Source organism: Brevibacterium sp. CT2-23B (assembly GCF_013168765.1).
Classification (GTDB): Bacteria; Actinomycetota; Actinomycetes; order Actinomycetales; family Brevibacteriaceae; genus Brevibacterium; species Brevibacterium sediminis.
Window position 1 is genome coordinate 115,037 of the sequence record NZ_JABBYK010000005.1, and the last position, 25,131, is coordinate 140,167.

A 25,131-nucleotide genomic window follows, 5' to 3' on the forward strand; every position below is an offset into this window, starting at 1 on the left:
CACTAACCTTGCCGAGTCCGCTCACCCGCGGACGCGAAGGCAAGGAAATGAGGTTGAGCATGTCACGGAACCACAGTTCAGCACGCGAGGCGGGGCCGCCTCGGCGGCGGTATTCGCTGGTCCTCCTCATCGTCCCCGTGATCCTCTACGTCCTCACCCCGGTCGTGGCGAACTCGGTCGAGCCGCGCATCGCCGGATTGCCGTTCATCCTCGCCTATACGATCGCGGTCACGATTCTCACCTGGTTCTTCGTGTGGATGACCGCTCGCGGCGACCGGTACTACCGGCACGATCTGCCCGAGCACATCCCCTCCGATGTCGCATTCGGTGAGGACCATGAGATCGAGGAGGCCGGTAAATGAGCACCTCCGCGATCATCGCCTGCATCATCTTCGGCCTCGCCATGCTCGCGACCATCGGTATCGGCATCTGGTCCGGCCGCGGCCGGGAGAAGTCGCTGGACGAATGGTCGGTGTCCGGACGCGGGCTGGGCTTCGTCTTCATCCTGCTGCTCATGGCAGGCGAAACGTATACGAGCTTTTCGTTCCTCGGCACGGCCGGTTGGTCCTACTCCTACGGGGTGCCGATCCTCTACCTCATCGGCTACCTGAGCATCGGTCTCGTCGTCGCCTATCTCGTCGGCCCACTGTTCTGGACCTACGCCGCCCGGCACAAGCTCGTCAGTCTCTCCGACATCGTCGAACACCGGTTTCGCTCGCGCGGGCTGGCGATCCTCGTGGCTGTCCTCGCAACGATCTTCATCGTTCCCTACATCCAGCTGCAGATCCAGGGCATGGGTGCGGTCGTCAACGCGATGAGCTACGGCGCGATCGACCTCAAGATCGCCGCCATCGTCTCCTTCATCGTCGCCGAGGCGTTCATCCTCTTCTCCGGACTGCGCGGTTCCGCCTGGGTCAGCGTCCTCAAGGACGGACTGGTCATCCTCGCTGTCGCGTTCCTCGCGATCTACGTACCGCTGCACTATTTCGACGGCCTGGCGCCCCTGCTTGACCGCGTCGTGAGTGAGAAATCTCAGTGGCTGACCTTCCCCGGCGCAGGCGATGGCATCTACGGGGGTGCATGGTTCATCTCGACGATCATCCTCAACGGGATCACGATCACCGTGTTCCCCACGTCGATCGCCGGCTATCTGTCGGGCACCTCGGCGAATGCTCTGCGACGCAACTCGATCATTCTGCCGTGGTATCAGCTGCTGCTCCTCGTGCCGATGATGGTCGGTGTGGCTGCACTCTTCGTCGTCCCTGCTCTCAAAGACGCCGACCTGGCCCTGTTCTCCGTGGTCATCGATTCCCTGCCCGCGCCGATCGTCGCGATCATCGGCGTCGCAGGCGCGCTCTCGGCGATCGTGCCGATGAGCGTGTACATGCTCTCGATCGGTTCGATGTGGGGACGGACTGTCTTGGGCGGCGGCTTGGCCGGACCGAAGAACGCCGCTTCGATGACTCCTGAGCAGCTGAACGCACGGGGCCTGCGGCAGAAGACACTGTCCCAGTGGGTGTGCCTGGCCGTCGGCATCATCGCCCTGATCATGAGCCTGCTCATGCCGGATGCGCTCGTCGAGCTCTCCGTGCTCAGCTACGAGGGCCTGGCACAGGTCGTGCCGGCCGCGCTGCTCTCCCTGTACTGGCCGCGCATGAGCAAGCAGGCGGCGGCTGCGGGTCTCATCGTCGGCTCCGTCGTCATGGTCGCCCTCCACTACACGGGACTCGACCCGCTGCTCGGAATCAACGGCGGCCTCTGGGCTGTCGCGGCGAACCTCATCGTGGTCGTCATCGTCACTCTGGCCAAGCCGGACCCACGCTGGGTGCCGTCAGCCCAGCGGCAGACGCGCACCGAGGCGGCAGCGTTGTAGGCGCGAGCCCTTCGATCAGCGCGACCTCACCCGTCGAGCAGTGCAGCCGCGTACATCGGGCGGGCGGCGTCGGCGCTCGGCGGGTGGAAGAGCCCGGCCGTGGCATCGCGGAAGAGGCGGGAGAGTTCGTGCTTGTTGCCGAACCCGTTGCCGCTCGTGCACATCAGCGCGGTCTCAGCGTTGCGGCGGGCCGCCTCGGCGGACTTGATCCTCGCCCCCACCAGGCGCAACGGCCAACCGGCACCGTGGTCGATGAGGTCATCGAAGTCCCGAGCGTAGGCGTCGATCATCGCCGTCACTGGTATGAAGTCGAGATGCGCATCGGCCAGGCGCGTCCGGGCCTCGGGCACCTCGGCGAAGGTGACGCCGGCCTTCGCGGACTTCCGCTTGTGCAGCCCGGCGGCGCCCAGCTCGAGCGCACGGGCCGCTACTCCGGCATAGACGGCGGCGATGAGCAGCTGGAAGTTGCTCGTGATCGCGAAGGTGAGCAGGTCGGGGTGCTTGCCGGCGGGGATGACGCGTGAGACCCGTTCGGGTTTCATCGGCACATGGTCGAGGATCGTCGCCCGCGACTGCGAGGCCCGCATTCCCAGCACATCCCATTCGTCGGAGACCGTGATCCCGGGTGCATCGCGTTCGATGAATCCGTAGACGAGCTGCCCCTCGGCCGGCTCGTCCGCATCGGGGCCGGCGATGCCGTCGTCGGCGGCGGCCACGGCACCGTGGACGATGAGCCTGGTCCACACGGGAGACAGCGAGGTGAAGATCTTCACCCCGGTCAGTTCGTATCCGCCGTCGGCCGTCGACACCGCCTCGGTGTTCGAACCCTGCAGGACCCAGTCGTTCGACGGTTCCGAGATGCCGAAGGCGAAGATCTCACCGGCCATGACCTCGTCGAACACCCAGTTCAGCGAGTCGTCACCGCGGTCGGCCAGCGCCTTGACCACCCCGGTGGTCATGAGGTGCATGTTGATCGCCAGAGCCGTTCCGGGCGCCGCCGCTGCCAGCCGCTGCTGAAGTCGAGTGACCTCGAACAGGCTCAGCCCCGGCCCGCCATGCGACTGCGGGACGAACAGCTGAAGATAGCCGAGTTCCCCCAGTTCAGCGAGGTCTTCGTCGAAGAATCGGTTCTCCCGGTCATAGACGTCGGCTCGTTCGCGGAATCGTTCGAGCACATCATCAGGCAGGTACTGCGCGGCGAGCTCGCTCACGCGTGTCTCACGGTCGGTCATCGTCTCTCCTTCGTCGAGGGATCGTCTGCGTCTGTCGAGGGATCGCCTGCGTCTGTCGAGGGTGTCGCGGGCCGCGCGGTGCGGCGCAGGATGATCGAGCCGTTGTGCCCGCCGAAGCCGAACGACGTTGACAGCACAGTGTCGACGGCCGCCCCGGCGGGGTTCGGTCCACCGCCCATCTCACGGGCGTGACCTGCGACGATGTCCCAGTCGGGGAACTCGTTGTCGTCGAGGTTGAACGTCGGCGGCAGCGTCTGGTCACGCATCGTCAGGGTCGCGATGATCGCCTCGACGACCCCCGATGCGCCGAGGAGGTGCCCCGTCGTCGATTTCGTGGCCGAGATCGGGATCGTCCGTCCGACCTCCCCCAGGGCGGCGTCGAAGGCTGCGAGTTCGGCGCGGTCTCCGGCCAGTGTGCCCGTGGCGTGAGCGTTGATGTGGTCGATATCGCCGGGTTCCAGCCTTGCGTCTCTCACAGCCTGAACCACCGCCGAGGCGGCTCCCCGTCCCTGCGGATGCGGATTCGTCGGGTGGTGGGCATCGCTGGCGGCGCCGAATCCGGCGAGCTCGGCCAGCGGCGTCGCCCCACGTGAGGTCGCCGAGTCGGCGGATTCGAGGAGGATCGCGGCCGCACCTTGGCTCATGACGAAGCCGTTGCGGGCCCGGTCGAAGGGACGGCTGGCGGCGGTCGGATCGTCCTCGTATCCGGCGGCGAGCGCGCGCATGTTCGCGTTCGAGGCGAGATTGACCGGACCGAGGCAGTCCTCCATGCCGACGACGAGCACGGCGTCGGCGTAGCCGTGGCGGATCCGACGCATCGCCTCGCCGAGTCCGATCGCCCCGGAGGCGCACGTCGCCGAGACTCCCTGACCGGGACCGCGCAGGTCGTAGCGCTGGCTGATCAGCGCTGCCGCGGAGTCCGGCGCACCGTGGATGGACAGGGTCAGCGGCACCGACCTGGAGCCGTCGGCGTCGAGGCGACGCGTCGCGTCCTGCATGGCGTCGACGGGTCCGGAGCCGGTGGCCGCGATGACGGCCGTGCGGTCACGGTCCCAAGGCAGATCGTCGGCCGCGGACTCGATTCCGCCTGCGCGCATCGCCTGGTCGGCCGCGGCGATGGCCCAATGCTGGACGGGGCTGAGCCGGCGGGCGAGCGCCCGGGGCAGAACCGCCTCGGCGTCGAAGTCCTTGACCTGCCCACCGATCCGCACGGCGAGGTCGTCGAACTGCTCACCTGCGAGGACGTCGATGGCGCTGGTGCCGCTGCGCACAGACTGCCAGAGGGTTTCGGGATCCTGGCCGCTCGGGGTGATGGCGCCGAGTCCCGTGATGACGACCTCGCGCACGCCATCTGTCCGGTGCCGATTGCTCCGGGATGCGTTCACAGCCGCTGTGCCTTTCCGCTCATGACCAAGTCAACGGTTTCGAGGCGTCGAATCTTCCCACCGACGGTCCGCGGCAGCCGGTCGAGTAAGTAGAACCGTCGCGGCACGAACTGCGGGGCCAGCTTCGCCCGGGCCTGGGCCAGCAGTGCTGCTTTGTCGGGCGCAGTCGATTCGCCATCCCCGGCATGGCCCCCCGAACCCAGGGCGCCTGGTTCGATGACGAGGGCGACGATGCTGCCGAGACCGTCGTCGGGCAGCGCGATCGCGCAGACCTCGCCGAGGCGGCCCTGCCCCGAGTGCCGATCACCGTGGTCGAATCCCTCGAAGGCGCGTTCGATCTCGGGCAGGGACACCTTGTGTCCTCCGGTGATCGCGATGTCACCGGCCCGTCCGGCGAGTTGGAGGAGTCCGTTTTCGATCCGTCCCTGGTCACCGACCGTGGCCCAGCCGTCGGAGCGTCGCAGCCGAGCGTCGGTGGTGCCGGTGACATAGCCGTCGGAGCAGGCGGCGGCTCTGATCCAGACCGTGCCGATCTCTCCGTCGGGCAGCCGGGCACCGGATTCGTCGCGGACCTCGACGCCGATGGTGTCGTAGATCGAGATCCAGGTGCCGTCGCCATCACGACTGTCGCCGATGAATCCGATCTCGGCGGCACCGTAGTAGCTGATCAGCCGGGCGTCGGGGAGGACGTCGGCGAGTGCCGAGCGGATGGAAGCGGGCAGGTTCGCTCCTCCGGTGACGACGAGGTCGAGGCCGTGGAAGTTCACCGGCGTTCGGCGGGCCGCCTCGGCGAGGGCCTTGACTACGGCGGGCACGGCGACAACGCGGGTGATGGCTTCGTCGGTGATGCGCGACCCCATGGTGAACGGGTCGAAGTCATCGGCGATGTGGACGCTGCCGCCGGTGGCGAGGCTTTCGATGACGGCATAGAGGGTGAGACTGTAGGACACGGGGCCAGGTGCCAGGGTGGCCACTCCGGCGAAGGGTTCGAGGTGGGCCGAGGACACGGCCACGTTGTCGCGGTACTGCTGGCGGGTCTTGATGAAGGCCTTCGGGTTGCTCGTCGTGCCGGAGGAGAAGAGCATGAGGAACGGCTCGGACGCTTCGCGAACGCTCGGCGGTGCGGTGTCGGCGGGGTCGATGGCGTCCTCGCGGGCACGGAATTCGGTCGCGGTGATGACGGTTCCGGTCCAACCGGCGGCGGCGAGCGCCTCGGCGAGGCGGGTCGAGTCGCTGATGACGAGGCCGATTCCGGTGGTCGTGATGACTCCGACCTGGTGGTCGAGCGGCCAGCGGGGGTCGATCGTGGCCGAGACTGCGCGGAAGCCGGCGAGGCCGGCGATGATGCGGGAGGTCTCGAACGCCGAGGTGAGGCTCACTGCCGTGATCGGGGTGCCGTGGGTTTCGGGAGCAGGATTCGGCGGGTCGGTCTGGGCACTGTGGAGGGCGTCGACGGCGGCGAACATCGTGGCCGAATCCCGGACGAGCTGCGCATAGGTGAGGGAACGTGGGGCTCGCACGTCCGCGGCGGGGTCGGCGCTCTCATCGGGGGCAGGGCTGCCAGAGTGGCCGCCGACGATGGCCAACTGGTCCGGATCGGTGGCCGCGACCTCGAGGATCCTCGACGTGATGGGCAATTCCGTCCTCCTCGAATTCGACTCCCCGGTCCGGCCCGGGCACCGACCCTCAGTATAGGAGCCCTGCGATACCGCCGACTGCTCACGGCTCACGCTCACCCCGGTCCGGGACAATGAGAGCATGAGCGGAGCAGGGAGCCAGGACGAACGGGCAGACGAACCACGCTGGCGATACGGCGACCAGATCCTGTGGACCTACACCAACCCGGCACACCCAGGGCTGTACGACCAACGCCCCGTCACGGTCATCGCCGACGACGAGAACCACCTGGCCGTCTGGCTGGAGTCGGGGACGAGGATGCTTCATCATGTGCTCGCCGACGGCTCGGGAATCCGCACCGCTGACGGACCCGCCCGCTTCGGTGCCCCACGGGCACAGGGCCTCAAGCGGTGGCAGGGACCGGGCATCGTCGCCGTCTTCCAGCCGGGAGCAGCCTATTCGGTGTGGTTCTTCGAGAACCGCGAGGGCCAGACCACCGAGGCGGCCTCCTCCGAGACGGCCTCCTCCGAGGCGAGCTCGTCCACCTCGGCCCGTCGCGATTCCTTCTACGTCAACCTCGAGGAGCCCTTCACTCGCTTCGACAGGGGCATCCTCACCTCCGACCACGTCCTCGACGTCGTCGTCGACTCAGATGGCACCTACCGGCTCAAGGACGAGGACGAACTCGAATTCGCGCGCGAAGCCGGAATGTTCTCCGACGAGAAGGTCGCACGCATCCGCGCCGCTGCGGACGCAGCCATCGACGACATCCGCGCTTGGGCCTTCCCCTTCGACTCCGACTATCCGGGCTTCCAACCGGACCCCGACTGGCCGATGCCTGACCTCCCCGCCGAGGCGACCTGGGACTTCGACGCCAGCTGAGCCGCCCCGCGACCGTCACGGCCCAGCCGGCCGCCCAGCCCTCACATTTCGAACTCGACCTGCTCCCCCGCCTCGGCGATGGCTCGGATCCGCTTCCGGCAGACGAACCAGCCGATGACCATGCACACTGAGGCGATGATCGTCACGACCAGGGTCGGCGGGGAATCGGCGAAGACCATGACGAGGATGACGGCGAGGAAGAGCAGCGTCGCATAGCCGGTATAGGGGGCACCGATCATCCGGAAGGAGGGACGTTCGAGCAGTCCGCGGTCGGCCCACCGCTTGAGCCGCATCTGACACAGCACGATCATGCCCCACGTGAGGATGATCCCCACCGAGGAGACACTGAGCACGATCTCGAACGCATCGCTGGGCAACAGGTAGTTGAGCGGCACGCCGAGGAGGGCGACCACTGCCGTGATGACGATCCCGCCGTAGGGCACGCCGCTGCGGTTCATCCGCTGCGCGAACTGCGGGGCCGACCCGGCCACCGACATCGACCTGAGGATTCGCCCGGTCGTGTAGAGCCCCGCGTTGAGTGAGGACAGGGCCGCAGTGAGCACAACGAGGTTCATCACGGTGTCCGCGCCCTTGACGCCGATGAAGGAGAAGAAGGTGACGAACGGGCTCTCCCCGTCGACGTAGTCGGTGAAGGGCAGAAGGAGGGCAAGCAGGGTGAGCGATCCGACGTAGAAGACCGCGATGCGCAGGATGACGGAGTTGATGGCCTTGGGCATCACCTTCTCCGGGTGCTCCGTCTCGCCGGCGGCCGTGCCCACGAACTCGATGGAGGCATAGGCGAAGACGACGCCCTGCATGAGGATGATCGCCGGCAGCGCACCGTTGGGGAAGAGTCCGCCGTTGTCGAGGATCATCGACAGTCCGGGATCGTGACCGGCCACGGGGGTGCCGAAGATGAGGAAACCGACCCCGACAACGAGGAAGATGATGAGGGCGGCGACCTTGATGAGCGCGAACCAGAACTCGAGCTCTCCGAAGACCTTGACGGAGATGACGTTGAGTCCGAGCACGAGGACGAGCGCGATGAGCGCCCACGCCCATTGCGGCACGGTCGCGATCCAGGCGACATAGCGGCCGAAGAAGCCCATATAGAGCGCGGCCGCGGTGATGTCGACGATCGCGGTCGTCGCCCACACCAGCCAGTAGAACCACCCGGAGATGAACGCGGCTTTCTCGCCGAAGAACTCACGGGCGTAAGAGACGAACGACCCGGTGGTCGGACGGTGCAGGACGAGTTCGCCGAGCGCGCGGAGGATGAGGAACGCGAAGAACCCGCACACCGCGTAGGAGAGCACGATCGAGGGTCCCGCCTCGTGGAGGCGACCGCCCGCACCGAGGAAGAGCCCGGTGCCGATCGCCCCGCCGATGGCGATCATCTGCACTTGGCGCGGGGCCAGGTTCTTCTGATACCCGGAGTCCTCGGCGGTGAGGTTCGGTCGGGTCGGGCCCGAGCTCGGTTCTGCGGGTGCGACGGCGGCGCTGCGGTCGGAGCCGAGATTGTCAGTCATGAGTGTCCTCGTTCGTTGAGTACAGATGGTCTTGTCAGAAACAGGCGGTCAGGTGGTCAGGTGGTCGATTGCAGGCGGCCCGGAGTCGGTTCGCTCACACGGTCGTGAGGTTCGCCAGCCGTTCGGGTCGGAGCAGACGTTCGAGTTCGGAGGCGGTCATCAGCCCGTGTTCGAGCACGAGTTCGGCGACGCCGCGGCCGGTCTTCAGCGCCTCCTGGGCGATCATCGTCGCCGCCTGGTAACCGATGGTCGGGTTGAGTGCGGTGACGAGTCCGATGGAGTGTTCGACGGCAGCGCGGGTGAGTTCCGGATTGGCGGTGATGCCTGCGATGCAGCGGGTCGTCAGCGTCCGCGACGCCGATTCGAGGTGGGAGATCGACTTGTGCAGGCTGTGCAGGATGACGGGTTCGAAGGCGTTGAGCTGCAGCTGCCCGGATTCGGCGGCCGCGGTGATCGTGACATCGTTGCCGATGACTTCGAACGCGACCTGGTTGACCACCTCGGGGATGACGGGGTTGATCTTGCCCGGCATGATCGACGATCCCGACTGCACGGCGGGCAGGTTGATCTCGTTGAATCCGGCGCGCGGACCCGAAGACAGCAGCCGCAGATCGTTGCAGATCTTCGAGATCTTCACGGCGATGCGCTTGAGCACCCCGGACAGGTGGACGAAGGATCCGACGTCCTGGGTCGCCTCCACGAGGTCGGGCGCGGTGACCAGAGGCAGCCCGGTCAGCTGCGCGAGATGGTCGCGGACCGCCTCGGCGTATCCGGCGGGTGCGTTGAGGCCGGTGCCGATGGCGGTGGCGCCGAGGTTGATCTCGTGGACCAGCGACTCGGCCTCTCCGAGGCGCTCGCGGTCCTCCCCGATCGTCACGGCGTAGCTGCCGAAGGCCTGGCCGAGCGTCATCGGCACGGCATCCTGCAGCTGGGTGCGTCCCATCGTGACGATGTCGTGGAATTCGGACGCCTTCACGGCGAACGCGTCCTGAAGTTCCCCGAGGGCGGTGAGCAGCCGTTTGATCGCGAAGATCGTACCGAGCTTGACCGCCGTCGGGTAGGCGTCGTTCGTCGACTGGCTGAGGTTGACGTGGTCGTTCGGGCTGATCCGCGTGTAGGTTCCGCGCGGCTGCCCGATGATCTCGAGCGCCCGGTTCGCGATCACCTCGTTGGCGTTCATATTCGACGAGGTGCCCGCCCCACCTTGGATGACGTCGATCGGGAACTGGTCGTGCAGCTTCCCGTCGATGATCTCCCGGCAGGCTGAGACGATCGCGTCCCGCCGCTGCCCATCGAGGAGGCCGAGGTCGTGGTTGGCCCTGGCTGCGGCGAGCTTGACCGCGGCGAGTCCGCGGATGAGGTCGGGGTTGGACTGCAGGGTCTGCGCGGTGATCGGGAAGTTCTCGACCGCCCGCAGCGTATGGATGCCCCAGTAGGCATCGCCCGGGATCTCCCGATCGCCGAGGAGGTCGTGCTCGATGCGTGTATCCGTGCTCATGGTTCTCGTGTCGCCTTTGTTCGTCGTTGTTGCTGATGCCTGTCGGTGCTGGTGGGTGGTTCGGCTGCGGAGGCTCAGGAGGCGACCGACCGGGTGCGTTCCCACTCGCCGAGGCGTTCCTCGACCTCGCGGGTCACGCGCAGTCCGCCGACTTCCCGTCCTCCGCCGAGGATGGGCGGGCTGACGATGTCGCCAGCCTTTTCGGTCGGTGCGGGCAGAGCGGAGAGGATCCGGGTGGCGATCGGCAGCCTGGCCCGATCCGAGCCGTCGGCGATCTTGACGGCGATGCCCATGCCGTCGATCCCGAGCAGCTGAACCGCTTCGGCGCCGTCCTTGGCGATGAGTCCGGGGACGGTGCGCATGAGCGCGGTGACGTCGCGCCCGGCACCGGCGACCATGTCCGGGTGGTCGCGCATGGCGGCGGCGACGCGCGCCGCGCTCGTGCCGGTCGAGACGGTGGACAGGCGAGCGAAAGCGCGGGCCATTCCGGTCAGCGAGATCGCCGGCAACGGTGTTCCACATCCGTCGGTCGACACGGTCGCCGGCGTCTCGCCGGTGAGTTCGGCGATGGTGGCGCCGATGTGCCGCTGCAGAGGGTGGGTGGGATCGAGATAGCCCGCGAGGTCCCAGCCGTTGATCCGGCAGGTCGCGACCATGGCCGCGTGTTTGCCCGAGCAGTTCTGGGCCAAGCGGCTGCGCTGTCCGCCGGCGGCGAGGTGGGCTTCGCGCTCGGGCGCCCCATAGGGAAGGTCGATGACGTTGCCGAGGGCGGTCTCGTCGAGCTCGTACTGATGAAGGATCCGGCGGGCACCGTCGATGTGTTCGGGGGATCCCGAGTGGCTGGCCGCGGCGAGAGCGAGGAGCTCGGTCGGCAGATCGAGGCCGAGACGCAGCATCGCAAGCAGCTGCAGGGGCTTGAGGGTCGACCGAGGATAGAACGGCGTGCCGATATCACCGGCAGACACGAGCGGACGGCCCTCGGCATCGATGACGGCGAAGGAACCGAAGTGCACGCCTTCGACGAGGCCACCGCGGGTGACCTCGACGAGTGGGACATGGGCACGGTGGGTCGCGGTGGGGGTGGCTGTGTGGGTCATGGTCTTCCTGGATTTCGGGCGAGGTCGGTGACGGCGACGGCGACCTGAGCGAGGTGCTCGGCCATGGCGTCGCGGGCGCGGGCACCGTCTCCGGCTTCGATCGCGCGGACGATCTCCGCATGCTCGACGTCGGAGTCCGGTTGACGGCTGGCGGCGAGGTTGAGGAGCTCGGACTGGGCGGTCAGGGCACCGCGGAGTTCGGCGATGACGCTTTCGAAGACTCGGTTTCCGCTGGCGCGGGCGATGGCGATGTGCAGCTCTCCGTCGAGCTCGACCCAGCCGCGGGGACTCGGCTCGGCGCTCATCGACTGCAGCAGGGCGTGGAGACGGACGAGGTCGGCCTCGGTGCGCCGAGTGGCCGCGAGTTCGGCGGCGGGAACTTCGATATGCGGTCGGGCCTCGTGGAGATCCCGGGAGGAGTAGTCGCCGAGGTGCAGTCCGGTCTCCGGAGCGGAGGCGATGACGAAGGTGCCGCTGCCGGTCTTCGTCTCGGTCAGCCCGAGGGTTGCCAGCGAGCGCAGGGCTTCGCGGATGACGGGACGGCTGACGGCGTATCGGTCGGCGAGCTTCGCTTCGGAGGGAAGGCGGTTGCCGACGTGAAAGGTGCCGTCGGCGATCTCGGCACGCAGACTGCGCACGACGCCCTCACCCGCGGACAGTCGTTCTACAGCCGTGCGTCTGGCCGTGGGTTCGGTCGGGCTGTTCGTCCCCATGACCACTCCTCCGGTTCGATCCGATCATTGATCCGGCACACAGCCCACCAGACAAACCTGTCAAGCTGTATGACAGGTTTGAGTGTAATCCCGCTCACCCAACGTGCGTCAACCCATCAGAGAGGCGTTTCAGACTCTGAGATTCACGGTCGCTTGCCCGTGCTGCCCGCGAGCGGGTGTCTCCTGCGGGTGGATTCACCGCGACATCCGCGCAGAGTTCGAGGTGGACCCACCCGCAGGGAACACCCCGGCCCATGCAGAAAGGGCTGGCCCACATGCAAGACCATGAAAAACGGGCTGGGTGCCGAGAAACGCATGCGCACACGCGTTTCTCGACACCCAGCCCGTTTCTCGACGAAGGCTGAGGCCAAGCCCCAGTCAGTCAGCTACGTAGTACATGCGCTTGTTGACGAACTCATCCATGCCGTAGGGCCCGAGCTCGCGGCCGAAGCCCGAGCGCTTCGTGCCGCCGAACGGGATCTCCGCACCCTCTCCGGCAGGGGTGTTGACGTTCGACATGCCGACATCGAGGCGCTGAGCGAGCTTCGCGGCACGCTCCTCGTCCTTGGCGAACACCGCGCCGCCGAGGCCGAAGCGCGAATCATTGGCCAGGGCCAGTGCTTCGTCATCGCTGCTGACCTTGTACACGGTGGCCACGGGGCCGAAGAGCTCTTCGCGGTAGGCGTCCATCTCCGAGGTGACTCCGGTGAGCACGGCCGGCGAGACGTACGCGGATCCGTCGGTGGCGAGATCGCCGCCGACGAGGGTCGCACCCTGCTCGACGGCACGGTCGAGCTGCTTGCGCAGGTTCTCGGCAGCCGAACGCGAGGACAGGGGCGAGTACTTGCCGTCGCCCGCCTCGGCGGGGGTGCCCTTCTCCCAGGACTGGGCGCGCTCGGTCAGACCGGACACGAAGTCGTCGTAGATGTCGTCCATGACGATCATCCGCTTGTTCGCGTTGCAGACCTGGCCGGTGTTGTACAGGCGGGTGCCCCATGCGGTGTCGACGGCCTCGTTCATGTCGTCGGTATCGAGGATGATGTACGGGTCGGAGCCGCCGAGCTCCAGCACGGCCTTCTTGAGGTACTTGCCGGCCGTGGCGGCCACGGCCGATCCGGCGCGCTCGGAACCGGTCAGGGACACGCCTTCGACGCGGTCGTCGGCGATGATCGTCTCGATCTGCTCGTGCGTGGCGTAGATGTTGGAGTACACGCCTTCGGGGATGCCGGCTTCCTTCATGATCTCGGCGATCTTCGCCGAGGAGCGGGGGCAGATCTCCGCATGCTTGAGGATGATCGTATTGCCGAGCACGAGGTTCGGTGCGGCGAAGCGGGCGACCTGGTAGTAGGGGAAGTTCCAGGGCATGATGCCCAGCAGCGTGCCGACGGGGCGGCGCTGGATGAAGGCCTTGCCGCCGGACATCGATTCGATCGGTTCATCGGCGGCGAACTTCGGGCCGTTGTCGGCGTAGTAGTTGAAGATCGCCTCGCAGAACTCGGCCTCTTCCTCACCTTCGGCGGTGGGCTTGCCCATCTCCTCGGCGATGATCTTCGCGAGCTCTTCCTTGCGCTCGCCGAAGAGAGCGGCGACCTTGTTGACGATCGCGGCGCGTTCCTCGATCGTCTTCTCGCGCCAGCTCAGGTAGCCCTTGTGTGCGGATTCGAGGACCTGCTGGACCTCTTCGTCGGTGGCATTGTCGAACTTCTCGACGACTTCACCGGTGGCCGGGTTCTCGACACGGTAGCCGCCTGCAGCACTGCCTACGTTGCTCATTCCAGACTCCTTTGACTTGTGCGCGCCTGTTGGCGCCGCTGAAGCAATTGCATACCTGTTTGCCGCCCGAATCGACGGAATGCGTATGCCTGCCACCCACGCTATCAATACGTGACCCGCGCAACAAGTGCCGAAACCTGGGGGAATCCTCAGTCCCCGATCGTCCGTGGTCCCCTCGCCGAGGCGGTGCGGATTCCGAATCGGTCACGACGAAATCCGAACCGCACTCGCGAGGAGAGAACTCCGGCCCCGATCGGGGACCACCCTCCTCGGCGAGGGGCCCGCTCCGGTCCCTGTTCATCGAACCAGAGGACCGAAACGGTTCACCTCACGTCGCGGGAACTCACCGCCCCACGAGGTCGAGTCCGGCACGCACGATGGAGTCCGTGTCGATCCCGTGGATCGCATAGGCCTCCCCCACCGAGGATGCCTGACCGAATTCGGTGACCCCGAGGTTCCGTGTGCGGTCCCCGCGCACTCCGGAGAGGAACGAGAGAGTGTGCGGGTGCCCGTCGAGGACGGTGACCAGCGGTGCCGGATGTTCTGCGGGGAAGAGTTCGTCGGCGATGGCCGAGCGGACACTCGAGCGGACCCGAGACCGATCCTGCACCGACCGGAACACCTTCGACGGTGAGCTGAGGCAGACGATTCCCGCCCGCACACCCAGGGATTCCAGTCGGGCCGCCGCCGCAATCACTTCGGTCATGATGGCCCCGGCGCCGACGAGGGTGACCTCGTCCTCGGCAGCCGGTCTGGCGGAGAGCCGGTAACCGCCGGCGATGACCTGGTCACGGCGGCGTTCCCGCAGCAGCGGATCCTCGGGCACACCTGCGAGCTCCTGCGCTACCGGTCTCGTCGTCAGTCGGAAGTAGGCGGAGTCGCCGTCCGGGTCGGCGAGTTCGCGCAGCGCTTCGAGCAGGGTCCACTCGAGGTCCTGGGCGAAGGCCGGCTCCCAGCTCGTCAGGCCCGGGATCTCCAGAGTCACCGAGGGTGTGTTGAACGACTGGTGGGCCCCGCCTTCGGGCGCAAGCGATACCCCCGAGGGCGTGCCGACCATGATCGAACGCCCACCCGCGTAGAGGCTGAAGGTCCAGGGTTCCAGGGCCCGGTTGATGAAGGGATCGTAGATCGTGGCGATCGGCAGCAGCGGCTGTCCCCAGCGCTGCCCGGTCGATCCGAGCTCCCCGGCCAGGGAGACGAGATTGACCTCGGCGATGCCGAGTTCGATGTGCTGTCCGCTCGTGCCCTCCTGCCACCGCAGCACCCGTTCCCGATCGTCGGCGAACCAGTCATGCCGGCCCGCCGGCGACCAGATTCCGGTCTTGTTGATCCATCCGCCGAGGTTCGTCGACGTCGCGACGTCCGGCGAAAGGGTCACAACCCGCTGGGCCACCTCGGGGGCGACGTGCTTGAGGTCGGAGAGGAACCGGCCCAGCGCCGCCTGCGTGGAGATCTGCGGTCGCGGAGTGAATCCCAGCTCGGCAGGCACGGCGGCCACGGCATGGTCGGTGACCGGCTCCCGTCGCAGCCGCTGCGCGGTTTCGGCACAGAATCGGCCGGCCGGGGTGTCCGGAGCGAAGGCGACCCACGGATCGTCCAAGTCCATCCCCGAGGCGGCCGCGAGCTCGCGCATCTGCGCTTCGGTCAGCTGCGCGGCATGGTTGCCGGGATGGCCCTCCGTGGCCAGCCCCTTGCCTTTGATCGTGTAGGCGAAGACCACCGTCGGCCGGTCGTCGTCGATCGCGTCGAACGTCGACACGAGCTGGCCGAGGTCATGTCCACCCAGGTCACGGATGAGGGAGGCGAGACCGTCCGCGTCGAAGCCGTCGATGACCGCGGACAGGGCGGCCGCCTCGGTGTCGGTGAGTCCCGAGAGCAGCCGGTCGTGGATCTCGGACGGATGAGCGCGCAGCAGCCGCTGGTATTCGGGATTGGGCATCTGCACGAGCCGCTTCTTGAGCGCCTCACCGCCGGGGGCCGCGAACACGGCTTCGAGTCGGCGCCCCCACGGGCAGGTGAGCACCTGCCACCCGGCGGCATCGAACATGCCCTGCAAACGGCGGATCTGGACATCGGGAATGACCCGGTCGAGCGACTGCCGGTTGAGATCGACGATCCACACGATCTCGCCGAGGCTGCGCACCTCCGGATCGATGATCGCCTCCCACACCGCCCCTTCGTCCATCTCCGCGTCGCCGAGCAGGGAGTAGAACCGGCCGGCTTCCGGGGTCTCGGGGAACCGGTCGGAGACGTAGCGGTGCGACAGTGCCGCCCAGATGGGAGCGGTTGCGCCGATGCCCACGGATCCGGTGGAGAAGTCCACGGTGTCCGGGTCCTTCGTCCGTGACGGGTAGGGCTGGAGTCCCCCGCGGCTGCGCAGGGTGTCGAGGAATTCCTCGCCGAGGTCTCCGAGCAGATAGTTGATCGCGTGGAGGACCGGCGAGGCATGCGGTTTGACCGAGACGCGGTCGATGGCGCGCAGTCGGGTGAACCACAGCGCCGTCATGATCCCGGTCATCGAGGCCGACGAGGACTGATGGCCGCCGACCTTGACCCCGTCCGGGTTGACCCGGCCGCGGTTGGCACGGTCGATGATCGAGGTCGCCAGCCACAGTACGCGCTGGGCGATCTCGTCGAGGATCTCATCATCTCCCGAGGTCGAGGCGCGCAGCGGACGGTCGTTCGTCCCCGGCGGGCTGACCTGCAGGGAGGTCTCGAATTGGTGGCGGTCCGTGTCCTGTGGTGTTGGCGCCTGAGCCGCCGATTCTTGTGCTGTCGACTCCTGTGCGGTGCTCATCGTCAGAAGATCGAGGAGTAGGCGTTGAGTGCGAGCTGTCCGCCGAGGTGGGCGTAGAGGACGGTGGAATCCCTGCCGATCGTGCCGTCTCCGACGAGGTCGAGGAGTCCGGCCATCGACTTGCCCTCGTAGACGGGGTCGAGAATGACGCCTTCGAGCTGGGCGGTGGTGCGGATCGCGTTCACGGTCGTCTCGTCGGGGATGCCGTAGGCCGGGCCTTCCCAACCGGTGCGGATATCGACGTCGTCGGCGGTGATCTCACGCCCGAGGCCGATGAGTTCGGCAGTGGTGTTCGCGATCCTCTTCACCTGGTCGCGGGTCTTCTCGATGGTGGCCGAGGCATCGATGCCGATGACCTTGCGCTTCGGTCCGCCGGCGGCTTCGAGAGCTGCGAATCCGGCGATCATTCCGGCATGCGTCGAGCCGGTCACGGTGCACACGACGATGGTGTCGAAGAAGACGCCGAGCTCCTTCTCCTGGTCGGCGACCTCATATGCCCAGTTCGCAAAGCCGAGTCCGCCGAACTTGTGCTCGGAGGCGCCGGCCGGGATCGGGTAGGGCTTGCCGCCTGATTCTTCGACCTCGGCCAGGGCGTTCTCCCAGCTCGAGCGGATGCCGATGTCGAATCCGGCCGAGTCGAGGCGGACGTCGGCTCCCATGATGCGCGAGAGTTCGATATTGCCGACCTTGTCGTTGACCGGGTCCTCCCAGTCGACCCAGCGTTCCTGCACCAGGCGCGCCTTCAGTCCAAGGTGAGCGGCAACGGCGGCGACCTGGCGGGTGTGGTTGGACTGGTAGCCGCCGATGGACACGAGGGTGTCCGCACCCGAGGCGAGTACGTCGGGAACGATGTACTCGAGCTTGCGGGTCTTGTTGCCGCCGAAGGCGAGTCCTGAGTTGACGTCTTCCCGTTTGGCCCAGACGCGGGCCCCGCCGAGGTGGTCGCTCAGTCGCGGGAGCTCGTGCACGGGGCTCGGCCCGAAGGTGAGTGGGTAGCGTTCGAAGTCGGTGATGGCCATGATGTCCTCTGTTCTCTGAAGCGTTCGCTTCGAGGCGATCGCTCTCTCGTGCGATGTGTCCTGTGCGATGTGTCCTGGATCGCAATATGCAATATATTGCATTCTGCTGACGGTTACAATGGGTCAGAGTTCGAGTCCCATCCCGCGGGACGAGACCCACCCACTCAGAGACAAGGTGACCGAGCGTGCCGATCCCCACGGATTCCCCCGCCCCGCAGCGCAGCCTGCTGCGCGATGACGTCTATCGGTCGATCCGCGACGCCATCGTCCGCGGCCAGCTCGCCCCCGGAGAACAGCTGCGCGATCAGGAGCTCGGCGCCTGGCTCCAGGTGTCCAGAACGCCCGTGCGCGAGGCACTCCAACGGTTGGCGCAGGCCGGACTCGTCGTGGCGGAGCCGGGCCGGATGACGCGCGTGGCCCCAGAGGATCCGGAACTCATCCTCGCGGCCCGGCAGATCGCCGCCGAACTCCACGGCCTGGCGATCGACCTCGCCTTCCCCGCCCTCGACGCGGCGGCGCTGGGTGAGATGGAGCAGGCGAACGGCCGATTGAGTGCGGCCCTCGCGGCCGGCGACGCCGAGGCGGCGATCGCCGCCGATGACGACTTCCACGAGGTGGCACTCACTCGATCCGGCAATCCCCTCATTCCCGATCACCTCGAGGTCGTCACCGCCACTCTGCGCCGAGCGGAGTTCCTGCACTTCGAATCGGTGAAGGGATCGGCCTCACCGGAGCAGCACACCGAGATCATCGCCGCCGTCCGTGCCGGTGAGCATGCGCATGCCGTCGCGCTGACGAAGGCGAACTGGTCGACCATCGAAGGGGATTCGCCGCACAGGGCTTGAGCCGAACACCTTCCGGCTACGGATTTCAGATCGACAACACCACTGCCTTCTCGACGACGCTGCAATCATCGCCAACTCTTCTAGTCATCTGATGACTTGTGCTAGAGTCCTCACCACGATCACCGACGATCAAAGGACTGACGATGTCATCAATGACGAAACGCATCACGACCGCCCTGCTCGCGACCGCCGCGAGCGCTGCTCTGCTGACGGGCACAGCTGCGACCCCAGGAATGGCCGCCGCCGCAGAGACCGCACCCGCGCATTCTGTCGCCGCTCAAACCATCGGCAATAAAGCATCGACGATGCCGGCCGCCCCCTCAGCCGGCTGCAGCACCGAGCAGAAGCCCGGCAATGATGAGAAGACGATCTCGACGGAAGACGGCGAGCGCAGCTACCGCATCAACATCCCACGCGACTACGAACTTGAGACTCCCCTGCCGCTCGTCCTCGGGTTCCACGGCAACGGGTCCGACGGTGCCGAATTCCAGAACTACACGGGACTGCCGACCCTGCCCGCGATCACCGTCTTCCCCGACGGCGACCTCAATGACGGCAAACGCTCCTGGCAGGGCGCCCCTTACGCCAGCGGTGCCGATGACGTCGCCTTCGTGGCCGAGCTGCTCGATTCGATCGAATCCGAGCACTGCATCGACCTCAATCGGGTCTATGCCACCGGCAAGTCGAACGGGGGCGGCATGGTCTCCGTCCTCGCTTGTCACCTGCGCGATCGCTTCTCCGCCTTCGCCCCCGTCGCCGGCGCCTACTATCCACAGTCGACGGAGGGCTGCGATTACTCGACACCCACGCCGATGCTCGCTATCCACGGCACCGGGGACGCCACGATGCACTACGAGGGCGGCCACCGCCAGGGCGAGGACTACCCGGGAGTCCGCGAGTGGATCCAGCCATGGGCGGAGGCCTCCGGCTGCGCGAGAACGAAGGAACGCCAGGTCGGACGCAAGGGCGAAGACGTGGTCCGCACTCAGTGGACGCGATGCGACGCCTCCGTCGAGCTCTACTCCGTCGCCGACGGCGGCCACGTCTGGCCGGGTGAGGTCGTCTACAGCGGGGGCGGATACGTCACGAAGGACTTCTCGGCCACGAACACGGTCTGGGACTTCTTCCGCAGCCACCCGGGAACAACGCAGGGGCCCACCCAGAAGTGACCGTTGACACACATCAATCAAAGTGATTAGATGACTTAAACACTTGAAGGAGAGCACCATGACGTCCACCGTCGGACTCGTCGAACGCCTCACTCGCGAAATCGTCGACACCATCCGCACCGAGAACCTCCAGCCCGGGCAGACCCTGCCGTCGGCGAAGGTCCTCGCCGCACGCTTCGAGGTCACCGTGCCCACCGTCCGGGAGGCTCTGCGCCGGCTCGAGGCCACGGGGTCGGTCGAGCTCAAGCACGGTTCGGGCACCTACGTCCGCGAAGCGATCAACCGTCGCATCCTCGACAACCCGCACTATGTGCCCGTCGATCTCGCCGCGGCCATCGAACTCCTCGACGCCCGCATCGCCATCGAGCCCGGAATCGCCGAGCTCGCAGCGACAGTCCAGAAACCTGACGCCGTGTCCTCCATGGAATCCGCACTCGACAATGCCCTCCAGGTCGAGACCGCGGTCCCGGCCGGTCACTTCCACGTCGAACTCGCTCGCGCCTCGGGCAACCGCGCTCTGCACGAGATGCTCGTGTCCCTGCTGGCCATCCATTCGCGGACCCAGCAGGCGGCGCGCACGAGCTACGACCGACTGCGCGACCACGACGAACACGCGGACATCCTCGATGCGATCCGCCGCGGCGACGGCTTCGAAGCCTCCCACCGCACCCGCAAGCACCTCGAGGCGATCAAGGCCGCCGTCCTCGCCGACTGGGCGGACGATACAGACCAGACCGGTGACGCCGACACCATCGTTGGATCCCAGCAATGAGCCGCCCGACGATCTCCGAGATCCGCCCGCATATCCGCGACTACGCCGAACTCACCTCTTTGGAGGTCGAGCTCGCGAAGGATCGAAGCAGCCTGCTCGTCCTTCCCGTCGGCGCCTGCGAACAGCACGGTGACGGACTTCCTCTGGGCACCGACAACATCCGAGCCGCTCACGTCGCACGCGCAGTCGTCGACGCGCTCATCGACGGCGATCAGGTTCGAGCGGGCAGCTCCTTCGTCCTGCCGAGCATCGACTACGGCGTCTCCCCGCACCACCGCTTCCTGCCCGGCACGATCAATATCGGTCCGCAGCTGTTCATCGACCTCGTCTCCTCGATCGTGCGTCAGCTCGCCGATGCCGGATTCGACAGACTCCTCGTCATCACCGGCCACGGCGGCAACCTCGCCGCGCTCGGCGTGGTCCAGCAGTCCCTGCTCGCCACCCATCCGGACTTCGTCTTCGCCTATGCTCCGGTCTCAGCATTGGCCACCGAGGCGACCGCCCAGCTGCCGCGCACCGAGGTCAGCGGCCACTGCGGAGAGTCCGAAACCTCGCAGATGCTCGCCATCGACGAATCCCTCGTCGACTCGGGCCACCTCAACCCCGGCGCCACCCGGCTCGACGATCTCGACCCACGTGCCCGACTCTCACGAACGAAAACACCGTCAACAGCGGTGACATTCGACCGCTACGCCGACAACGGCGTCCTCGGCGATCCGCGGACCGCCACGGCCGCGGCCGGGGAGTACATCCTCGGCGAGGTCGTCGACCGACTCGTCGCCTACTGTCAGGAGCTGCAGAGACTGTGACACCCGCTTCTCACTGACCGGCCGCCCGGCCCGCACCCCACCACAGAACACCCGATTCCAGCGCCGTAATCACCGTGCCCTGGTGGACCCTGCCCGAAAATCCCGCCTGGACTCTCAGGAGCTCACAATGAAACCGACCCAGACCACCGATACCGTGCAGACCGACGAGCAGGAGAAGCTGCCGCTGGTCATTCGCGCCCTCAACGTCATCGAAGTCGTCGGCAACAAGCTGCCGAACCCCTTCTGGCTGTTCTGGATCCTCGCGGCGATCCTCGCCGTGTTCAGCCTCGTCCTCTCCCTCGCCGGCGCGGGAGTCGAGGATCCCGGCACCGGGGACTGGACCCCGGTGAACAACCTCCTCAGCGGCGAGGGCATCGCCATGGCCGTGAACACCGCGCTCGACGCCTACGAAACCTTCCCACCACTCATCACGATCATGGTCGTCATCATGGGCGTGGCCCTGGCCGAACGCACCGGTCTGCTGTCGACGGCGATGAAGGTCTCGATCGCCCGCGTCCCGGCCGGACTCATCGTCTTCACGGTCGCGTTCATGGGCACGGTCTCCCACGTCGCCTCGGCAGCGGCCTATGTCATCCTCGTGCCGCTCGGCGGAATGGTGTTCAAGGCCGTGGGCCGCTCCCCCGTCCTCGGCGTCATCGTCGCGTACACCTCGATCGCCTCCGGCTACGATGCCAGCCCGATCCCGACGCCCAACGATGCCATCTTCGCGGGCATCACGACGGCTGCGGCGAACATCATCGACCCCGACTACATCGTCACCCCGATCGGCAACTGGTACTTCAACATCGCCAGCTCCATCCTGTTGGCCATCGTCATCACGATCGTCACCGAGCTCGTGCTCACGAAGCGCGACAACCTCGAAGCCGACGAGGATGCCGAACACGAAGACCTCGTCATCACCGACAAGGAGCGCAAGGCCCTGCGCCTGGCCATGTTCGCCGTCATCGCTGCGGTCATCGCCATCATCGTCCTCGTCGTCCCGGACGGTGCGCCCCTGCGCGGCGACGGCCCCTTCGGCGAGTCCCCGTTCCTCACCGGAATCGCCTTCCTCATCGCCATGCTCTTCGGCATCGGCGGCATCGTGTACGGCTTCCGCGAGGGCACGATCGAGACCTGGTCGGACGTGCCGAAGCTCATGGGTCAGGGGCTCGCCTCGATCTCCGGGGTCCTCGTCCTCTTCTTCGCCATCGCCCAGTTCCTCGAGTACTTCGAGTGGACGAACATCGGCATGCTCGTCTCGGTCTCCGTGTCCGAACTCTTCACCGGTCTCGGTCTGCCGACGTGGGTGGTGTTCATCCTCGTCCTGCTCGTGCTCTCGGTCGTCAACGTGCTCATCACCTCCGGCTCGGCGATGTGGGCGATCATGGCCCCGGTCATCGTGCCGCTGCTCATGCTCCTCGAGGTTCCGCCGGAGACCTCACAGGCGATCTTCCGCATCGCCGACTCGGGGTCGACGGCCATCACCCCGATGAGTCCGTACTTCATCCTCGCGCTCGGCTTCATGCAGAAGTATCAGAAGAGCGCCGGCATCGGCACGCTCGCCTCGCACACCCTGCCCTTGGCCGTGTGCATGACGATCAGCTGGAGCCTGCTGTTCTTCCTGTGGTGGGGTCTGGGCATTCCGCTCGGTCCCGATGCGCCGGTGCGCTGAGTGCGTCGACTCCGGCATTGGCCGCAGCCGATTCCGTGCTGAGCAGGACGATGTGCGCGGACTCATCGAGTCCGAGGCCGCCCGGTCCACCGGACGCGGTGAGCGCGGCTCTCAGCCCCGCCAACGAGGCGGCTCCACACGGGCCGACCGCCACACCGAGGTCATGGAGTTCGTCCTGGGCGGCGGCCGCCTCGGTGTCGGTGACCGTGACCGAATCGTCGAGTCCGGACTGGAGGACGGGCCAGGCCAGGGACGAGACGGTCCCGCAGTTGAGCCCGGCCATCGAGGTCGGCTGCGAGGTGTCGACGCTCACCGGCCGTCCTGCCCGCATCGACGCGGTGATGCACGCAGCCGTGACCGGTTCGACGGCGATCACGCGGGCCTCCGGTCCGTGCCTACCCTGGTGGACGACGGCGGCCTGGAGCAGGGAGCCGACCCCGCTGGGCACGAGGATGAGCGAAGCGGGTCCGCCCAGCTGCTCATCGACCTCGGCGAACAGCGTCGAATACCCGTCGACGATCCACCCTGGCACGTCCTCGTAGCCGTCCCATGCCGTGTCCTGAACGAGCAGCTCCCCGTCGCCACAGCTCGCCGCCGCGTCCTCGACGGACCGGTCGTAGATGAGGCCGGTCTCCACGAGTTCGGCCCCTTCGCCGCGGATAGCCTCAAGCGTGCTGGCAGGCAGACCCGCGGGCACGTGGATGCGTGAGCGCAGCCCCAGGCGGGCGGCGATATGGGCGAGCGCCCGGCCGTGATTGCCGTCGGAGGCGGTGACGAGGACGAGCTCGAGTCCCGCGGCGCGGTCACTGAGTTCGGCGAACGTCGCGGCCGGAGGCAGACCGAGGTGTGCGCTGATCACCCGATTGACTGCCCATGATGCTCCAAGTGCCTTGAATGCCGGCAGACCGAAGCGATCGGATTCGTCTTTCACCCGCACCGAGGCGGCCCCCACCTCGACGGCGAGACCGGGCAGATCGATGAGGTCGGTGACCCGATAACCGGGGATCGTGCGGTGGAATTCCTGCGGATGCGTGGATTCGCCGATCATGAGCTCAGTTCCTTCACTGCTGAGGCCAGGACCTCGACACCGGCGCGGCAGTCCTCGGGGGTCGAGTATTCGCGGGGGTTATGACTGATTCCGTGATGCTGACCGCGGACGAAAACCATGGCCGCCGGGGCGATCGCGGCCATCTCCTGCGCATCGTGACCGGCCCCGGACATCAGCCGCATCGAATCATAGCCGCGTTCCTTCGCTGCGGTCTCGAGCGTGTCCTGCACGGCTTCGCTGAAGGGCACGGCCTTGGTCCGCGCCATCTGCGCCGCCTCCACCCGCAGTCCGGGCTGGCTGTCGGGAAGACGCTCGAGGAAAGCGGCGAGGTCCGCCTCGGCGCGGGCCATGTGCTCATCGTCGGGATTGCGCAGATCGACGGTGATCTCGGCCCGATCGGGCACGACGCTCGGCAGTCCCGGGGAGGTCTCGATGCGACCGACCGTCGCACGCAGCCGTCCGTAGGCGCCGGAGTCAACCATGCGTCGGACCTCGACGATGATCTGCGCGGCGGCCAGGCCGGCGTCGATGCGCAGTTCGGTCGGGGTGGTTCCGGCGTGGGCGGCACGGCCGTGAAGGGTCACCCTCTGCCAGGAGATCGACTGGACTCCGGTGACGATGCCGATCACGCGGTCCTCCTGAGCCAACACGGGCCCCTGCTCGATATGGCATTCGAGGTAGGCGTGCGGCGGGTCGATGTGCACGGGACGCTCGCCCTTGAAGCCGATGCGTCCCAGTTCGTCACCGAACCGTGCTCCGGTCTCATCGGTGAGTCCGTAGGCGTAATCGAGGCTCAGCCGCCCCGCCGCAACGGCGGATCCGAGCATATCGGTGCCGAAGCGCACTCCCTCCTCTTCGGTCCACGCGGCGACGACGATGGGGCGACGGGGCTGGAGGCCCGCCTCGGCGAAGGCGCGGATCACGGCCAGCCCGCCGAGCACACCGAGGCAGCCGTCGAAGGCGCCGGCGGTGGCCACGGTGTCGATGTGCGAACCGACGAGCACGGGCGCGAGCTCGGGCTCCAGACCTTCGCGTCGGCCGAAGATCGTACCCATCTCGTCGATCGTGACCTCAAGGCCGAGCTCCTCCATCCAGGAGATGAGCAGTTCGCGTCCCGCCCGGTCCTCATCCGTCAGCGACTGCCGATTGACCCCCACGAGGCCGGTCGCCTCATCGTCATAGGAGCCGATCGCGGCGAGAGCCATGAGGTCGGCCCACAGTCGGTCACCGTCGATGCGAAGGTCTGTGCTGTTCGGGCACGTGGTCGCGGTCATTGAGCGTCCTTTCTCGAGTGTCTGATCTCGAGCCTACGAACGCGGACTCATGAAATCGATAGACTGGCTTCCACCATTACTCATGAACTTTCTTCATGTTTTGACCTGCATCGTTCAAAGTTCACCC

The 25,131-nt window shown here is 66.9% G+C and carries 20 protein-coding genes; 8 read left to right on the plus strand and 12 right to left on the minus strand.

What is annotated here, in order from left to right; genetic code table 11:
- Positions 1 to 59: 59 nt before the first annotated feature.
- Both HIM68_RS13505 and HIM68_RS13510 read left to right on the plus strand, forming a co-directional pair.
- Entirely contained in the window at positions 60 to 362 is a 303-nt protein-coding gene (locus HIM68_RS13505; protein WP_172172986.1) for a DUF3311 domain-containing protein, read from the plus strand.
- On the plus strand, positions 359 to 1,873 hold the full coding sequence (locus HIM68_RS13510) for a sodium:solute symporter (protein ID WP_172172988.1): 1,515 nt from the start codon (positions 359 to 361) through the stop codon (positions 1,871 to 1,873). The genes HIM68_RS13505 and HIM68_RS13510 overlap by 4 nt, the downstream gene beginning before the upstream one ends.
- A gap of 26 nt (positions 1,874 to 1,899) precedes the next feature.
- On the opposite strand, the gene HIM68_RS13515 is transcribed toward HIM68_RS13510, so the two are convergent.
- From HIM68_RS13515 to HIM68_RS13525, 3 genes are read right to left on the minus strand one after another with little or no spacing between them, the layout of a single operon-like run.
- Positions 1,900 to 3,105: an acyl-CoA dehydrogenase family protein gene (locus HIM68_RS13515; RefSeq protein WP_172172990.1), complete on the minus strand. Its 1,206-nt coding sequence runs from the start codon at positions 3,103 to 3,105 to the stop codon at positions 1,900 to 1,902.
- Complete coding sequence (locus HIM68_RS13520; RefSeq protein ID WP_172172992.1) at positions 3,102 to 4,490, minus strand: beta-ketoacyl-[acyl-carrier-protein] synthase family protein; 1,389 nt, start codon at positions 4,488 to 4,490, stop codon at positions 3,102 to 3,104. The genes HIM68_RS13515 and HIM68_RS13520 overlap by 4 nt, the downstream gene beginning before the upstream one ends.
- On the minus strand, positions 4,487 to 6,127 hold the full coding sequence (locus HIM68_RS13525; RefSeq protein WP_172172994.1) for a class I adenylate-forming enzyme family protein: 1,641 nt from the start codon (positions 6,125 to 6,127) through the stop codon (positions 4,487 to 4,489). The genes HIM68_RS13520 and HIM68_RS13525 overlap by 4 nt, the downstream gene beginning before the upstream one ends.
- Before the next feature lie 121 nt (positions 6,128 to 6,248).
- Here HIM68_RS13525 and HIM68_RS13530 point away from each other — a divergent pair, with 121 nt between their 5' ends.
- A complete protein-coding gene (locus HIM68_RS13530; protein WP_172172996.1) occupies positions 6,249 to 6,989 on the plus strand; it encodes a DUF402 domain-containing protein in 741 nt (246 codons plus the stop codon).
- 41 nt (positions 6,990 to 7,030) lie between these two features.
- Here the strand turns inward: HIM68_RS13530 and HIM68_RS13535 are convergent, their stop codons facing one another.
- From HIM68_RS13535 to HIM68_RS13565, 7 genes are all read right to left on the minus strand, one after another.
- The gene (locus HIM68_RS13535; RefSeq protein WP_172172998.1) at positions 7,031 to 8,518 is read right to left on the minus strand and encodes an amino acid permease; all 1,488 of its coding nucleotides are present in this window, start codon (positions 8,516 to 8,518) and stop codon (positions 7,031 to 7,033) included.
- Between the two features lie 94 nt (positions 8,519 to 8,612).
- Positions 8,613 to 10,016, minus strand: coding sequence for an aspartate ammonia-lyase (locus HIM68_RS13540; RefSeq protein WP_172173000.1), 1,404 nt, complete (start codon positions 10,014 to 10,016; stop codon positions 8,613 to 8,615).
- Between the two features lie 74 nt (positions 10,017 to 10,090).
- Positions 10,091 to 11,113, minus strand: coding sequence for an asparaginase (locus HIM68_RS13545; RefSeq protein ID WP_172173002.1), 1,023 nt, complete (start codon positions 11,111 to 11,113; stop codon positions 10,091 to 10,093).
- Positions 11,110 to 11,826, minus strand: coding sequence for a FadR/GntR family transcriptional regulator (locus tag HIM68_RS13550; RefSeq protein ID WP_172173004.1), 717 nt, complete (start codon positions 11,824 to 11,826; stop codon positions 11,110 to 11,112). Before HIM68_RS13550 ends, HIM68_RS13545 begins: the two co-directional genes overlap by 4 nt.
- A gap of 378 nt (positions 11,827 to 12,204) precedes the next feature.
- Complete coding sequence (locus HIM68_RS13555) at positions 12,205 to 13,599, minus strand: NAD-dependent succinate-semialdehyde dehydrogenase (protein ID WP_172173006.1); 1,395 nt, start codon at positions 13,597 to 13,599, stop codon at positions 12,205 to 12,207.
- A 343-nt stretch (positions 13,600 to 13,942) separates the two neighbouring features.
- Complete coding sequence (locus HIM68_RS13560) at positions 13,943 to 16,396, minus strand: pyruvate dehydrogenase (RefSeq protein ID WP_172173008.1); 2,454 nt, start codon at positions 16,394 to 16,396, stop codon at positions 13,943 to 13,945.
- 2 nt (positions 16,397 to 16,398) lie between these two features.
- Positions 16,399 to 17,415 carry a 1-aminocyclopropane-1-carboxylate deaminase gene (locus HIM68_RS13565; RefSeq protein ID WP_139467694.1) on the minus strand — a complete coding sequence of 339 codons (1,017 nt, stop codon included), beginning with the start codon at positions 17,413 to 17,415 and terminating at the stop codon, positions 16,399 to 16,401.
- Between the two features lie 185 nt (positions 17,416 to 17,600).
- Between HIM68_RS13565 and HIM68_RS13570 the strand changes: the two genes are divergently transcribed.
- From HIM68_RS13570 to HIM68_RS13590, 5 genes are all read left to right on the plus strand, one after another.
- Positions 17,601 to 18,260 (plus strand): GntR family transcriptional regulator, encoded by a 660-nt coding sequence (locus HIM68_RS13570; RefSeq protein ID WP_172173010.1) that lies wholly within the window; start codon positions 17,601 to 17,603, stop codon positions 18,258 to 18,260.
- A gap of 143 nt (positions 18,261 to 18,403) precedes the next feature.
- Positions 18,404 to 19,429 carry a PHB depolymerase family esterase gene (locus HIM68_RS13575; RefSeq protein ID WP_172173012.1) on the plus strand — a complete coding sequence of 342 codons (1,026 nt, stop codon included), beginning with the start codon at positions 18,404 to 18,406 and terminating at the stop codon, positions 19,427 to 19,429.
- A 58-nt stretch (positions 19,430 to 19,487) separates the two neighbouring features.
- Positions 19,488 to 20,201, plus strand: coding sequence for a FadR/GntR family transcriptional regulator (locus HIM68_RS13580; protein ID WP_172173014.1), 714 nt, complete (start codon positions 19,488 to 19,490; stop codon positions 20,199 to 20,201).
- A complete protein-coding gene (locus tag HIM68_RS13585; RefSeq protein ID WP_172173016.1) occupies positions 20,198 to 21,010 on the plus strand; it encodes a creatininase family protein in 813 nt (270 codons plus the stop codon). Before HIM68_RS13580 ends, HIM68_RS13585 begins: the two co-directional genes overlap by 4 nt.
- A gap of 127 nt (positions 21,011 to 21,137) precedes the next feature.
- The gene (locus HIM68_RS13590; RefSeq protein ID WP_172173018.1) at positions 21,138 to 22,682 is read left to right on the plus strand and encodes an AbgT family transporter; all 1,545 of its coding nucleotides are present in this window, start codon (positions 21,138 to 21,140) and stop codon (positions 22,680 to 22,682) included.
- Here HIM68_RS13590 and HIM68_RS13595 read toward each other — a convergent pair.
- Together HIM68_RS13595 and HIM68_RS13600 are read right to left on the minus strand one after the other, a co-directional pair.
- Positions 22,609 to 23,730, minus strand: coding sequence for a diaminopropionate ammonia-lyase (locus HIM68_RS13595; RefSeq protein WP_172173020.1), 1,122 nt, complete (start codon positions 23,728 to 23,730; stop codon positions 22,609 to 22,611). The genes HIM68_RS13590 and HIM68_RS13595 overlap by 74 nt on opposite strands.
- Positions 23,727 to 25,004, minus strand: a complete 1,278-nt coding sequence (locus HIM68_RS13600; RefSeq protein WP_172173022.1) for a M20 family metallo-hydrolase — start codon at positions 25,002 to 25,004, stop codon at positions 23,727 to 23,729. The genes HIM68_RS13595 and HIM68_RS13600 overlap by 4 nt, the downstream gene beginning before the upstream one ends.
- Between the last annotated feature and the right edge of the window lie 127 nt (positions 25,005 to 25,131).

What these genes read in the sequence shown, in the direction of transcription:
- HIM68_RS13505 (WP_172172986.1), top strand. Translation starts at nt 60, where the DNA reads ATGTCACGGAACCACAGTTCAGCACGCGAGGCGGGGCCGCCTCGGCGG.
- HIM68_RS13510 (WP_172172988.1), top strand. Translation starts at nt 359, where the DNA reads ATGAGCACCTCCGCGATCATCGCCTGCATCATCTTCGGCCTCGCCATG.
- HIM68_RS13515 (WP_172172990.1), bottom strand. Translation starts at nt 3,105, where the DNA reads ATGACCGACCGTGAGACACGCGTGAGCGAGCTCGCCGCGCAGTACCTG.
- HIM68_RS13530 (WP_172172996.1), top strand. Translation starts at nt 6,249, where the DNA reads ATGAGCGGAGCAGGGAGCCAGGACGAACGGGCAGACGAACCACGCTGG.
- HIM68_RS13535 (WP_172172998.1), bottom strand. Translation starts at nt 8,518, where the DNA reads ATGACTGACAATCTCGGCTCCGACCGCAGCGCCGCCGTCGCACCCGCA.
- HIM68_RS13540 (WP_172173000.1), bottom strand. Translation starts at nt 10,016, where the DNA reads ATGAGCACGGATACACGCATCGAGCACGACCTCCTCGGCGATCGGGAG.
- HIM68_RS13545 (WP_172173002.1), bottom strand. Translation starts at nt 11,113, where the DNA reads ATGACCCACACAGCCACCCCCACCGCGACCCACCGTGCCCATGTCCCA.
- HIM68_RS13550 (WP_172173004.1), bottom strand. Translation starts at nt 11,826, where the DNA reads ATGGGGACGAACAGCCCGACCGAACCCACGGCCAGACGCACGGCTGTA.
- HIM68_RS13555 (WP_172173006.1), bottom strand. Translation starts at nt 13,599, where the DNA reads ATGAGCAACGTAGGCAGTGCTGCAGGCGGCTACCGTGTCGAGAACCCG.
- HIM68_RS13560 (WP_172173008.1), bottom strand. Translation starts at nt 16,396, where the DNA reads ATGAGCACCGCACAGGAGTCGACAGCACAAGAATCGGCGGCTCAGGCG.
- HIM68_RS13565 (WP_139467694.1), bottom strand. Translation starts at nt 17,415, where the DNA reads ATGGCCATCACCGACTTCGAACGCTACCCACTCACCTTCGGGCCGAGC.
- HIM68_RS13575 (WP_172173012.1), top strand. Translation starts at nt 18,404, where the DNA reads ATGTCATCAATGACGAAACGCATCACGACCGCCCTGCTCGCGACCGCC.
- HIM68_RS13580 (WP_172173014.1), top strand. Translation starts at nt 19,488, where the DNA reads ATGACGTCCACCGTCGGACTCGTCGAACGCCTCACTCGCGAAATCGTC.
- HIM68_RS13585 (WP_172173016.1), top strand. Translation starts at nt 20,198, where the DNA reads ATGAGCCGCCCGACGATCTCCGAGATCCGCCCGCATATCCGCGACTAC.
- HIM68_RS13590 (WP_172173018.1), top strand. Translation starts at nt 21,138, where the DNA reads ATGAAACCGACCCAGACCACCGATACCGTGCAGACCGACGAGCAGGAG.
- HIM68_RS13595 (WP_172173020.1), bottom strand. Translation starts at nt 23,730, where the DNA reads ATGATCGGCGAATCCACGCATCCGCAGGAATTCCACCGCACGATCCCC.
- HIM68_RS13600 (WP_172173022.1), bottom strand. Translation starts at nt 25,004, where the DNA reads ATGACCGCGACCACGTGCCCGAACAGCACAGACCTTCGCATCGACGGT.